We start from the raw sequence: 12,135 nt of genomic DNA on the forward strand, positions 1-12,135 counted from the left end.
TCGTTATCTCATCAATAAGAAAATTGTAAAAAAATCCGACTAAAAAGTTGCGGGAATTTAATGCTTTTATGCAGGAATCCTTTCCAAAATCCATTCCAGAGAAGATTCGAAAATTTCGATTATAAATCCGCAAATATTCCGTTTTTCTTATCCTTTCAGGCCACGCATAATGACTTCATCGCATCGAACACTAGGCGAACCGGAGCAGAAAGCACTGGCGCACAGCGTCGAAGCCTTCGATGCTCAGCCAAATCAACGCAAAGGAGAGCAAGCATGTACCTGATGTCACTCGGCGCCGGAATCCTGGCAGGCGTGCTCTACGGTGTGATCAACGTGCGCTCGCCGGCACCGCCGGCGATTGCCCTGATCGGCCTGCTGGGCATGCTGGTCGGCGAACAGATCGTACCGGTGGCCAAGCGCGTGCTCGACGGCGCCCCGATCACCAAGGCCTGGTTCGCCAGCGAATGCCAGCCAAAAATCACCGGCGTGCAGCAAGACGCCAAAGACGAAGCTTGAACCAATCAACCACAAAGGAGAACGCCATGAACAACCCAAAACTCGAAGTCCTGACCCCACACAACTCGCAGCTGATCATCATCGACCACCAGCCGCAGATGGCCTTCGGCGTGCAGTCGATCGATCGCCAGACCCTCAAGAACAACGTGGTGGGCCTGGCCAAGGCGGCCAAGGCCTTCGGCATCCCGACCATCATCACCACCGTCGAGACGGACTCCTTCTCGGGCAAGACCTACCCTGAAATCCTGGACGTGTTCCCGGACCACGTCATCCTCGAGCGCACCTCGATGAATTCCTGGGACGACCAGAAGGTGCGCGACGCCCTGGCCAAAAACGGCAAGAAGAAAGTGATCGTCGCCGGCCTCTGGACCGAAGTGTGCAACACCACCTTCGCCCTGTCCGCCATGCTGGAAGGCGACTACGAGATCTACATGGTGGCCGATGCCTCGGGCGGCACCTCGAAGGACGCCCACGACTTCGCGATGCAGCGCATGGCGCAGGCCGGCGTGGTGCCGGTGACCTGGCAGCAGGTGCTGCTGGAGTGGCAACGCGACTGGAAGAACCGCGAGACTTATGATGCGGTGATGAAGATCGTCACCGAGCATTCGGGCGCCTACGGCATGGGTGTCGACTACGCCTACACGATGGTGCACAAGGCGCAGGCCCGCAACCAGGGCCAGAACGAAGTGCTGGCGCCCGTCGCTGCGCCAGTCCGCTAAACACGGCTCGCCGGTCCGCCGCGGCGGACCGCTCACTATCAAGTAGCGAATCATCCAGGAGACAGACCATGCAAGCACAGGCCAACACGGGCGCCGGGGTTGCAACCCTCATCCTCACCAACGGCGCCTTCGCCACCCTCGACCGCGACAAGCCGCAGGCCAGTGCGGTCGCCATCCGCGACGGCCGCTTCCTCGCCGTCGGCGGTCTCGAAGACGTGATGCGCCACCGCGACGCCGCCACCCGGGTCATCGACCTGAACGGCCGCACCGTGATCCCCGGCCTGAACGATTCGCACATCCACCTGATGCGCGGTGGCCTGAACTACAACCTGGAACTGCGCTGGGAAGGCGTCCCTTCGCTCGCCGACGCGCTGCGCATGCTGCAACGACAGGCCGAGCGCACGCCGCATCCGCAATGGGTGCGCGTAGTCGGCGGCTGGAACGAATTCCAGTTCGCCGAAAAGCGCATGCCGACGCTGGAAGAAATCAACGCCGCGGCGCCCGACACTCCGGTCTTCATCCTGCACCTGTACGACCGCGCCCTGCTGAACCGCGCCGCCCTGCGCGCCGTCGGCTACACCAAGGACACACCGAACCCGCCTGGCGGCGAGATCCAGCGCGACGCCGCCGGCAACCCGACCGGCATGCTGATCGCCCGTCCGAACGCGATGATCCTGTACGCCACCCTGGCCAAGGGCCCGACCCTGCCCTACGACCTGCAGGTGAACTCCACGCGCCAGTTCATGCGCGAACTGAACCGCCTCGGCCTGACGAGCGCGATCGACGCCGGCGGCGGCTTCCAGAACTACCCGGACGACTACGCCGTCATCGAGGAACTCGACCGCAACAAGCAGCTCACGATCCGCATCGCCTACAACCTGTTTACCCAAAATAAAGGCCAGGAACTGGAAGACTTCCAGCGCTGGACCGGCATGGTGAAACCGGGCGAAGGCAGCGACTACTACCGCCACAACGGCGCTGGCGAGATGCTGGTGTTCTCGGCGGCCGACTTCGAGGACTTCCTCGAGCCGCGACCGGAACTGGCGGCCGGCATGGAAGACGAACTGGAAAAAGTCGTGCGCCACCTGGTCGAGAACCGCTGGCCGTTCCGCCTGCACGCGACCTACGACGAATCGATCACGCGCATGCTCGACGTCTTCGAAAAGGTCAACCGCGACATCCCCTTCAATGGCCTGCACTGGATGTTCGACCATTGCGAGACCATCAGCGAACGCAATATCGAGCGCGTGAAAGCGCTGGGCGGCGGCATCGCGATCCAGCACCGCATGGCCTTCCAGGGCGAGTACTTCGTCGACCGCTACGGCAAGCAGGCCGCCAGCGCCACGCCGCCCGTGAAGCACATGCTCGCATCCGGCGTGCCGGTCGGCGCCGGCACCGACGCCACCCGCGTCGCCAGCTACAACCCGTGGACAGCGCTGTACTGGCTGGTCTCGGGACGCACGGTCGGCGGCCTGCCGCTGTATGGAGATAATGGCCTGCTGTCGCGCGCCACGGCACTGGAACTGTGGACCTCGGGCAGCGCCTGGTTCTCGAACGAGCAGGGCCGCAAGGGCCAGATCAAGGAAGGCATGCTGGCCGATGTGGCGGTGCTGTCGCAGGACTTCTTCACGGTCGACGAAGAGGCGATCAAATCGATCGAGTCTGTGCTGACGGTCGTGGGCGGGAACGTGGTATATGGCGCGGCCGAATTTACGAGCCTCGGTCCGCCGCCGATCCCGGTGCTGCCGGAATGGTCGCCGGTGAGTAAAGTGCCGGGGCACTGGCGCAAAGCCGCGCCGCAGCCGCAGCAGCAGATCGCCCTGCCGCACCAGTGCAGCGGCCCTTGTGGCGTGCACGCCCACAGCCATGACCGCGCGCGCAAGTCAAACGTACCGGTGTCGAACTTCGACGGCTTCTGGGGCGCCCTCGGTTGCAGCTGCTTCGCGTTCTGATCATGAAGACGATCCAATTCCAACGCGTCCAGGGAGTCGGCATGGGTTTTCTGGCCGGCTACGTCGACACCCTCGGCTTCATCGCCCTGTTCGGCCTCTTCACCGCCCACGTCACCGGCAACTTCGTGCTGATCGCGGCGGCCCTGGCCGACCCGGCGCAGACGCCTTCGCTATTAAAACTGCTGGCCTTCCCGGCCTTTATCCTGGGCGTGGCGGCAGCCCGGCTGCTGGTGGCAGGCTGCGAACGGCGCGGCGCGCCGGCCACGAAGCCGGTCTACCTGCTGCAGCTGGTCCTGCTGCTCGGCTTCATGGTGTGCGGGATGCTGGGCGAGCCGGTGAGCCGCAACGTGAATGCGCTGGCCTTCACCGCTGGCCTGCTGGGCGCAGCCGCGATGGGCGCCCACAGCGCGGCCAGCAAGCTGCTGCTGACGCACCTGGCGCCGACCTCGATGATGACCGGGAACGTGACCCAGCTCGTGATCGACACGGTCGACCGCCTGCGCGGCGCCGCCGACGCTGCCACCAAGGCGCGCTGCGCCAAGTTCTTCTGGCCGGTGCTGGCGTTTGCACTGGGCTGCGTGGCGGCTGCCTTTGCGTACCGCGCCTTCGGCTTCGTCGCGCTGATCTTGCCGAACGCGATACTATGCCTGCACCTGTGGCTGCCCGAAGCGGAGGAAAAATGAACAAGAACCGCCTGGAGGCGTTCAGCGACGGCGTCATCGCCATCATCATCACGATCATGGTGCTGGAGCTGAAAGTCCCGCACAACCCCAGCTTCCAGGCCCTGTGGCCCCTGTGGCCCGTCTTCATGAGCTATGTGCTCAGCTTCATCTACGTCGGCATCTACTGGAACAATCACCACCACATGATGCATGCGGTGAAGGAAGTCAGCGGCGGCGTGTTGTGGGCCAACCTGCACCTGCTGTTCTGGCTGTCGCTGATTCCCTTCGTGACGGCCTGGATGGGCGAGAACCATTTCGAGACCGCGCCGACCATCGCCTACGGCTTCGTGCTGTTCATGGCCGCAAGCGCGTATTCGCTGCTGGTGCGCAGGCTGATCGCCCACCACGGCAAGAACACGACCCTGGCGGACGCCATCGGCGACGACCGCAAGGGCAAGATCTCGATCGTGCTGTATCTGGCCGGGATCGCGCTGGCCTGGTTTGCGGCCTGGGCGGGCTTTCTGGTATATGTCGGGGTGGCGGTGATGTGGCTGATTCCGGACCGGCGGATCGAACAGAAGGTGGTCGAGGAAGAGCGGGAGGAAGGCGAAGGCGCGCCTTCCTGAGAGGCCGCCCCCGCGGATAACGACGCGGCGCTCACCGCATCGAGACTGTTACCAGGTGTAGCCGGCCTTCAGGTAGAAGTAGCGGCCATTGAACCCGTTCGGCGCCCACACGCTGTACGGCTGGGTGCCGTTCACGTTCAGGTTGGCGAGCGAGGTCACTTGCGCCGGGTAGCGGTTGGTGACGTTGTCGATGCCGGCCGTCAGGCGCCATTGTTGACCGACGCGCACGCTGGCGGCCAGGTCGAGCACCCATTGCGGATCGTAGGTCTGGTCCAGCGTTGCATCGTTCTGCGGCACCGTGAACTTGCCGTAGCGCGTGACGGCGGCGCGGCCATTCCAGATGCCTTGCGTGTAGTCGCCCGACAGGCTCAGCTTGTCCTTCGGCGAACCCACGGTCAGGCGGTTGACGGTCTGGCGGTCGACCAGGCGCAGGCCCTGTGCGGACAGCACGGCCGGCGAGTCCGACACGCGCTGCACTTCGTTGTCGTTGTGGTTGTAGGCCAGCGTCAGATCGGCACGCGCGCCCTGCTGCAGGTTCAGGCGCCAGGTGCTGACGACGTCGACGCCCTTGGTGCGGGTGTCCACTGCATTGGTGAAGTAGCGCGCGGCGCCCACGTAGACGCCCTGCGCGGCCAGTGCGCCGGCGAGGGCCGGTGCATTCGCCAATTGCAGGTTCGACGAGAAAACGATGCGGTCGTCGATGTCGATGCGGTACAGGTCGACGGTCGTGGTCCAGTTGCGCGTCGGCTGCCATTGCGCGCCGATGCTCAGGTTGCGCGCCTTTTCGGCCTGCAGCGGCTGGGCGCCGAGTGCGCGCGCCGCGGCGCTGCCGACCGGGAAGGTGCCCGTTTCGACCAGTGCGCTGGTGCCGTTCACGAGCAGCGAATTGGTCGTCGTGATCGTGTAGAAGGACTGGGCCAGCGAGGGCGCGCGGAAGCCGTTCGATGCGGTGCCGCGCAGCGCGAAGCTCGGCGTGAACGCATAACGTGCCGAGGCCTTGGCCGAGCTGGTGCTGCCGAAATCACTGTAGCGCTCGTGACGCAGCGCCAGGGCGCCCGACAGGTCCTTCGTGATGTCGCCTTCCAGGTTCAGGTACACCGACTTGTTGTTGCGGCTGTTCTTGCCGGCGTTCTCGGGACGGAAGCCCGAATAGCCCTGGGCGCCGGAACCGACATAGGAATTGGTTTCGCCCGCGCCGATCTCATACGATTCGTGGCGCGCCTCGAGGCCCAGCGCCACCGTCAGCGGGCCGCTCATGAAGGACACGGGAATCTCGCGCGCCACGTCCAGGTTGGCCAGGCTCTGCGTCGAAGTCAGCTCACCGGCATAGAAACGGTTCGGGCTGGCGGCGCCCAGGCTGAAGTTGGCCGTATTGGCGACGTCCAGCGAGAAGCGGTTGCGGCCATGGTTCAGGCTCGCGTCCCAGCGCCAGCCGGCCAATTCGCCGCGCAGGCCGGTGACCAGCGACGCTTCCGTGGAGGTGCTGTCGAGCAGCGGCTGGAAGCCTTCCGGATACAGGCTCGAACGCAGCGTCGTCCGGCTGTTGTCGGTATAGGCGGTGCGGAAGGTGGCAGCCGACGAGGTGCGGCGCTCGCCGTAGTTGGCGAACGCGTACCAGTCGATGGCGTCGTTGACCTTGACCTGGCTGTTGACGAACAGCGTGCGCGGACGGCTGTCCGGATCGCCGTAGCGCTGCGTCACCGTGCCCTGGCGCGGGCCGGCGGAAGCACGCGGGTCGGCGAACGCACGGTTGGTCGCATTGCGCTCGGCCGCCTCCACTGCGACGCGCACCCAGCCATCCTGGCCCAGGTTGAAACCGGCGGAGCCGCGCACGGTGGCCTGCTCGCCGTCGCCCCGGTCGAACTGCCCGTAGACGATTTCGGCTTCGCCGCCGTCCGCGCCCTTTTTGAGGATGATGTTGACGACGCCGGCGATGGCGTCCGAGCCGTATTGGGCGGCCGCGCCGTCGCGCAGCACTTCGATGCGATCGATCGCCGCCAGCGGAATCGCATTCAGGTCGACCGGGGCCGAGCCGCGGCCGAGGGTGCCGTTGACGTTGACGACGGCGGAGGTGTGGCGGCGCTTGCCGTTGACCAGCACCAGGGTCTGGTCAGGCGACAGGCCGCGCAGTTGCGCCGGACGTACCGCGTCGCTGGCGTCGGCGCCGCTCGGGCGCGGGAAGTTCATCGACGGCAGCAGGCGAGACAGCACGGTCGCGAGTTCGCCGGAACCGGTGCTCAGCAATTCCTTGCTGCCGATGACGTCGACCGGGGACTCCGAGTCGAGGGTGCGGCGGTTCAGCGAGCGGGTGCCGGTGACGACGACCGACTGCATCGGCGCCGCGGCGGGGTCTTGTTGCTGGATGTCCTGGGCGAAGGCGACGGGCGGGGCCAGCGTCGCGATCAGGCCGAGAATGAGGACGGCGCGTGCCGGATTGGTGGGGGGGTGCTTGCAGCTCATGGGGATTCTCTGTGTTCTTGCATGGGTTGCGGCGGCGCTGCGGCAGCCGGGGGGAAGCAAGCTTAACAGTCATGAAATTGCGGCGCCAATAACGAATACGCTTATGCTTATGCACCGGATCGAGGGGAGCGCAGCGCCAGCCCGACACCGGCAAAAGTCAGGCCCATCGCAAGGAGCTCCTTCGCGCCGAGCGCCTCGCCCAGGCTGAAGGCCGCGGCCAGCACGCCGACGACCGGCGTCAGCAGGGTCGCAATCGATGCCAGCGCCGGCGGCAAGCGGCGCAGCGCGGCGAACCAGGTGACGTAGCACAGGCCCATCGGCACCAGCGTCATGTACACCATGACCGCGAACCCCTTGCCACTCAGCGCATGCAGGTCCGGGCGCTCGACAAGCACGCCGTACAAGATCATGGGTAGGCAACCGAGCGCCAGCTGCCATGCGACCGCGGCCAACGGCGCAATCGGAAGCGGCTTCAGGACCACCGTCCCCAGCGCGAACAGCAGGGCCGCGCCCAAGCCGAATAGGACGCCGGGAAGCTGGTCCGCACGGATGCCGCTGTCGGCGCCCCCGAACAGTAAAGCGATCCCCGCCAGGCAGAGCACCAACCCCGCCAGGCTCGCCGCGGCCGGCCGCTTGCCGAGCACCGGCCAGGCCAGCAGGGTCGCCCACACCGGCATGGTGTAGACCAGCAGCGCACCCTGCCCCGCGCTGAGCCAGCGGATCGACAGCGTCGCAAAACCCATCCAGGCGAAGATGTTGAGGAAGGCGGCCAATGCCAGCTTGCCCCACAAGGCGCGCGACACGGTCAAACGCTGGCCGGCCTTGAGGGCGACGAGCGCGATCAGCAGGGCCGCGCAGAGGCCCGACGTGCCGCGTGCGAACAGCGGCGGCCATTCCTTCAACAGGAACTTCATCGCCGGCCAGTTCAGTCCCCATCCGACCGAGGTCACGAGCAGGCACAGCAGGCCGATGGAGCGGGCGTTCGAGGTGGTCACGGCGGGCGGCTCATCCGATGATCGAAAACCAGATCTTACTCCCGGGCATCGGGCCTGTCTGGTATTGATCTGCGTCCCAGGCACGCCTGACCCTCGCTCTGGTCAATGAGTGACAAGCCAGCCGGCGCTCCTTCCTAATACCCCAACAAGTTATGTCGGATCCGCACCAAGTGCTCCATGATCAGCCCCCGCGCCCTTTCTTCGTCCCGGTCCTTCAGCGCATTCACCAGCGCCCGGTGCTCCTGCTCATAAGCCCGGCGCCGCTCCGGCGTCAGGCTCCGCATTTTTAACGCCCCCCAATCCCCCTGCTCGCGCACCCGGTTCATCAGCTGGAACACCTGCTTGATGAAGGTGTTGTGGGTCGCATCCGCAATCGCCTGGTGCAGCGCGCCGTCCCACACTTCGAACTCCGGCATCGACGCGGCATTCTCGCCGCGCGTGCAGCACTCTTCCATGCGCAGGAAGTCCGCACTGGTGCCGTTGCGGACGATGAGGTTGGCGATCATCGGTTCGATGAGGATGCGCGCTTCCATCAGCTCGGCCGGGCTGGTATGCATGCCGGACGCTTCGCTGTCGTCGGCTTCCAGCAGGGCGGCGGCTTCCTTCGACACGTAGGTGCCGCTTCCGACCAGCTGCGTGATCAGTCCGCGCTCCTTGGCTTCGGCCAGCACCTGGCGCACCGCCGCGCGGCCGATGCTGTAGGTTTCGCTCAAGTCGCGTTCAGTGGGGAGCTTGTCGCCGGCGCGCCAGTGGCCGGAGCGCATGTTGGCCAGCAGTGCGGCCCGTAGCGCGACGGCGCCGTTCTGGTGTTTCATTCGTCTGCCTTGCAAGATAAATTGGTTTTATTTTAAACCAATTTTGTCTTTGACTGAGGCTTTCAGCTGCGGTAAATTGGTTTTAGAGACAAACCATTTAAAACCAAAGCGAGGACCAAATGCGCATTGCAACAATCGAAGTCCAGGGCGCGTCGCGCGTCGTCATTATCGACGAGGCCGGCGAACAGTACTGGGATATCGCCGATGTCGTGCCCGAATTTGCAGGCGACATGCTCGACCTGATCAAGGCCATGCCGCACCCGGGGCAGCAGCTGAAGCCTGTCGGCCCGGGCCAGCCGCTGGCGGGCGTGCGCCTGAAGGCACCCCTGAACCGGCTCGACCGCAACCTGTTCCTGGTCGGGAAAAACTACCACGAGCATGCCAAGGAATTCAGCGGCTCGGGTTTCGATTCCTCGGCCCAGGTCGTGCCCTCGGCGCCGAACGTCTTCACCAAGCCGGCCAGCACCATCGTCGGGCCGCATGACGCGATCGAATCGCATCCGGCGGTGACGCAGCAGATGGACTACGAGGCCGAGCTGGCCGTCGTGATCGGCAAGGGCGGGCGCGGCATCCGCAAGGAAGACGCCTATGCCCACGTCTGGGGCTACACCGTCGTCAACGACGTGACCGCGCGCGACCTGCAGAAGCAGCACGGCCAGTGGTTCCTGGGGAAGTCGCTCGACACCTTCTGCCCGATGGGTCCGTGGATCGTCACCGCCGATGCGATCGATCCGACCAACACGCGCGTGCAGTGCTGGGTCAACGAGGAACTGCGCCAGGATGCGAACACGGCCGACCTGATCTTCGACATTCCGACCCTGATCGCCACCATCTCCGCCGGCATCGAACTGAAACCGGGCGACGTGATCGTCACCGGCACGCCGGTCGGCGTCGGCATCGGCTTCAAGCCGCCGAAGTTTTTGAAAGCCGGCGACGTGGTGCGCATCGCGATCGACGGCATCGGCACGATCGAGAACCGCGTCCGCTGAACCTCGGCACCGCCGAGGACGTCATCCAACGAATTCACAGCGAGTGAACACGATGAACATGCAATTCCTGAAACTGCCTCTCCTGGCCGCGGGACTGATCTGCGGCGCCGTAGCAAACCTAGCCAACGCGGCCGACGCCTACCCTTCCAAAGTCATCACGATGGTTGTCCCCTTCCCGCCCGGCGGGGTCGCCGATACCGTGGCGCGGCCGGTTGCCGCCGCCATGGAAAAGCACCTGAAGGGCAGCATCATCATCGAGAACAAGGGCGGCGCCGGCGGCGCGATCGGCATGGGGCAAGTCGCGCGCGCCGCGCCGGACGGCTATACGGTGCTGATGGCGCTGTCCTCGATCTCGATCATCCCGGAGGCCGACAAGGTCATCGGCCGCAAGCCGCTGTACCAGATGGCGCAGCTCAAACCGGTGGCCCGCTTCACCGCCGATCCGACCGTGCTGGTAGTGCGCGCCGACAGCCCGTGGAAGACGCTGGCCGAATTCGTCGCGGCCGTGCGCAGCAAGCCGGGCGCCTACAGCTTCGGCTCCTCGGGCAATTACGGCACCATGCACGTACCGATGGAGATGCTGAAGTCCGAGGCCAAGCTGCACATCCTGCACGTGCCCTATACCGGCGCGGCGCCGGTCGTCATGGCCTTGCTGAGCGACCAGGTGACGGCCCTGTCGACCGGGCCGGCCAGCGTGGCGCAACACGTCAAGGCGGGCAAGCTGCGCGTGCTCGCGCATTGGGGCAACCAGCCGCTGGCGGCGTTTCCGGGCGTGCCGAGCCTGAAGGAAGCGGGGTATCCGGTGGAGTTCGCGCAGTGGTCAGGGTTGTTCGTGCCGGCCGAGACGCCGGATGTCGTGGTGGCCAAGCTGCGTGAGGCGGCGAAAGCGGCGGCGAACGATCCGCAGGTGCGGCAGGTGATGAACGGTGCGGGCAGTCCGCTGCAGTATCTGGATACGCCGGAGTTCCAGGCGTATATCGCGGAGGATTCCAAGAAGTTGAAGGAAGCCGTGCACAGGATCGGGAAGGTGGAATAGTTATTTGTTGGCTGTGGCGTAACGTAGGGCGGGCATGCCCGCGCGGTAGGTACTGGCTCCGATGTCGCACTCGACGATCTTAAGGGTACGTATCACCGCGCGGGCATGCCCGCCCTACGGTGCACGTCTGCCTGAGGCGAGATCACCCGCCGTGGCCGGCGTATGTCCGAGCCACTTCCCCACCAGCGCCAGGCCGGCGATCAAATACGCCAGCCCGCCCGGAACCCACATGATCAAACCGCCCAGCTGCTGGTCTTCCAGCGCATCCATCCCGAACGCCTCGCCGGCGCCGAGGTAGCTCGGATACCAGACGATCCCCGACCAGGTCAGCAGCGCGCCCAGCGCACCGGTATGCGCCATGGTCGTGAAGATGTAGAGCATCGACAGGCCGCGCTGCGGGCGGAAACTGCCGTCGCCCAGCACGGCCCACCAGAACAGCAGCGCCGAGCCGAGGAAGCTGATGTGCTGCAGCGTGTGGATGGCGTTGCTGTGCAGGGCCGCTTCGAAAAACAGCGGCGCGTGCCATAGCCACAGCACGGCTGCATGGAACAGCCAGGCGAACAGGGGCCAGGTCAGAAGGGTCCACACCGTTTGCACCGGTCCCGTACGCACGGCCGCGCCGACCGGGCGGCGCCAGCCTGCCGGCAGGCCCCACATCCACAAGGCGAACGGCCGCGCCAGCACCAAGAGCGGCGCGGCCACGATCATCATCGCCTCGTGCTGCAGCATGTGGGCCGAGAACAGGCGCGTGCCCATCGCGTCCAGCGGCGAGACCAGCGCCGCCACCAGAGCCAACCAGCCGACCAGGAAAGACCAGGCCTGCAGCCGCAGGCGCGCGCGCCCTTCCCCGGATTTGCGCCACAGGCGCGCCAGCCCCACGCCGTAGAGCAGCGCCGACAAACCGAGGCAGATCACGACCCAGGGTTCGAAACTCCAGCCCAGCTGCGGCGTCACAGGTGCGGCGACGTCGTGCGCCTGCGCGGCCCCAGCCGCCAACAAAAAAAGTAACGCCCGGATTACGCGAGGCATGGCGACACCATGAACACCGGCAGCCACTCGGCCAGCACCACCAGCGTCGACAGCAGCCCGCACAGTGTCGCGACCTGGCTCAGGAAGCGGCGCCGCGTCTGGTCCGGCGCCTCCTGCGGGCCGGCCAGCACGCGCGCGCCCTGCCAGTTCAGGTAGGCGCCGAAGGTGAACAGCGCGCAGGCCAGCAGGCTGGCGATGGTCACCAGGTGCAGCGTCGTCACGTCCTGCTGGGCGCAGCTGGGCGAGACCAGCGCGTAGGCGATGGCGGTATTGGCCAGGGCGACCGAGGGTGCAAGCACGAGTGCGGGCCAGTTCGGCATGGTGAATGTGCCGCGC

The 12,135-nt window shown here is 65.6% G+C and carries 12 protein-coding genes; 7 read left to right on the plus strand and 5 right to left on the minus strand.

Annotation, left to right across the window (positions count from 1 at the left end; translation table 11 throughout):
- Window positions 1–273 precede the first annotated feature (273 nt).
- The 5 genes from ACFPQ5_RS02400 to ACFPQ5_RS02420 all read left to right on the plus strand — a co-directional run bounded on the left by ACFPQ5_RS02400 (window position 274) and on the right by ACFPQ5_RS02420 (window position 4,475).
- On the plus strand, window positions 274–516 hold the full coding sequence (locus ACFPQ5_RS02400; RefSeq protein ID WP_379751533.1) for a XapX domain-containing protein: 243 nt from the start codon (window positions 274–276) through the stop codon (window positions 514–516).
- Between the two features lie 26 nt (window positions 517–542).
- A complete protein-coding gene (locus ACFPQ5_RS02405; protein ID WP_379751535.1) occupies window positions 543–1,235 on the plus strand; it encodes a hydrolase in 693 nt (230 codons plus the stop codon).
- Window positions 1,236–1,303: 68 nt separating this feature from the next.
- Window positions 1,304–3,187: an amidohydrolase gene (locus ACFPQ5_RS02410; RefSeq protein ID WP_379751537.1), complete on the plus strand. Its 1,884-nt coding sequence runs from the start codon at window positions 1,304–1,306 to the stop codon at window positions 3,185–3,187.
- Between the two features lie 2 nt (window positions 3,188–3,189).
- Entirely contained in the window at window positions 3,190–3,870 is a 681-nt protein-coding gene (locus ACFPQ5_RS02415; RefSeq protein ID WP_379751539.1) for a YoaK family protein, read from the plus strand.
- Window positions 3,867–4,475, plus strand: a complete 609-nt coding sequence (locus ACFPQ5_RS02420) for a TMEM175 family protein (protein ID WP_379751541.1) — start codon at window positions 3,867–3,869, stop codon at window positions 4,473–4,475. The genes ACFPQ5_RS02415 and ACFPQ5_RS02420 overlap by 4 nt, the downstream gene beginning before the upstream one ends.
- A gap of 48 nt (window positions 4,476–4,523) precedes the next feature.
- Here ACFPQ5_RS02420 and ACFPQ5_RS02425 read toward each other — a convergent pair whose 3' ends face one another.
- The 3 genes from ACFPQ5_RS02425 to ACFPQ5_RS02435 all read right to left on the minus strand — a co-directional run bounded on the left by ACFPQ5_RS02425 (window position 4,524) and on the right by ACFPQ5_RS02435 (window position 8,745).
- On the minus strand, window positions 4,524–6,935 hold the full coding sequence (locus tag ACFPQ5_RS02425) for a TonB-dependent receptor plug domain-containing protein (RefSeq protein ID WP_379751543.1): 2,412 nt from the start codon (window positions 6,933–6,935) through the stop codon (window positions 4,524–4,526).
- A gap of 107 nt (window positions 6,936–7,042) precedes the next feature.
- Window positions 7,043–7,930 (minus strand): DMT family transporter, encoded by an 888-nt coding sequence (locus ACFPQ5_RS02430; protein ID WP_379751545.1) that lies wholly within the window; start codon window positions 7,928–7,930, stop codon window positions 7,043–7,045.
- Between the two features lie 134 nt (window positions 7,931–8,064).
- Window positions 8,065–8,745, minus strand: a complete 681-nt coding sequence (locus tag ACFPQ5_RS02435; RefSeq protein WP_379751547.1) for a FadR/GntR family transcriptional regulator — start codon at window positions 8,743–8,745, stop codon at window positions 8,065–8,067.
- Between the two features lie 119 nt (window positions 8,746–8,864).
- Here ACFPQ5_RS02435 and ACFPQ5_RS02440 point away from each other — a divergent pair, with 119 nt between their 5' ends.
- Together ACFPQ5_RS02440 and ACFPQ5_RS02445 are read left to right on the plus strand one after the other, a co-directional pair.
- Window positions 8,865–9,734 carry a fumarylacetoacetate hydrolase family protein gene (locus tag ACFPQ5_RS02440; RefSeq protein ID WP_379751549.1) on the plus strand — a complete coding sequence of 290 codons (870 nt, stop codon included), beginning with the start codon at window positions 8,865–8,867 and terminating at the stop codon, window positions 9,732–9,734.
- A gap of 52 nt (window positions 9,735–9,786) precedes the next feature.
- Window positions 9,787–10,770: a Bug family tripartite tricarboxylate transporter substrate binding protein gene (locus ACFPQ5_RS02445; protein ID WP_379751551.1), complete on the plus strand. Its 984-nt coding sequence runs from the start codon at window positions 9,787–9,789 to the stop codon at window positions 10,768–10,770.
- Between the two features lie 114 nt (window positions 10,771–10,884).
- On the opposite strand, the gene ACFPQ5_RS02450 is transcribed toward ACFPQ5_RS02445, so the two are convergent.
- Together ACFPQ5_RS02450 and ACFPQ5_RS02455 are read right to left on the minus strand one after the other, a co-directional pair.
- Entirely contained in the window at window positions 10,885–11,799 is a 915-nt protein-coding gene (locus ACFPQ5_RS02450; protein WP_379751553.1) for a cytochrome c oxidase assembly protein, read from the minus strand.
- Window positions 11,787–12,119, minus strand: coding sequence for a hypothetical protein (locus ACFPQ5_RS02455; RefSeq protein ID WP_379751555.1), 333 nt, complete (start codon window positions 12,117–12,119; stop codon window positions 11,787–11,789). The genes ACFPQ5_RS02450 and ACFPQ5_RS02455 overlap by 13 nt, the downstream gene beginning before the upstream one ends.
- Window positions 12,120–12,135 lie beyond the last annotated feature (16 nt).

It is taken from the genome of Massilia suwonensis (genome assembly GCF_042655665.1).
GTDB lineage: Bacteria > Pseudomonadota > Gammaproteobacteria > Burkholderiales > Burkholderiaceae_D > Telluria > Telluria suwonensis.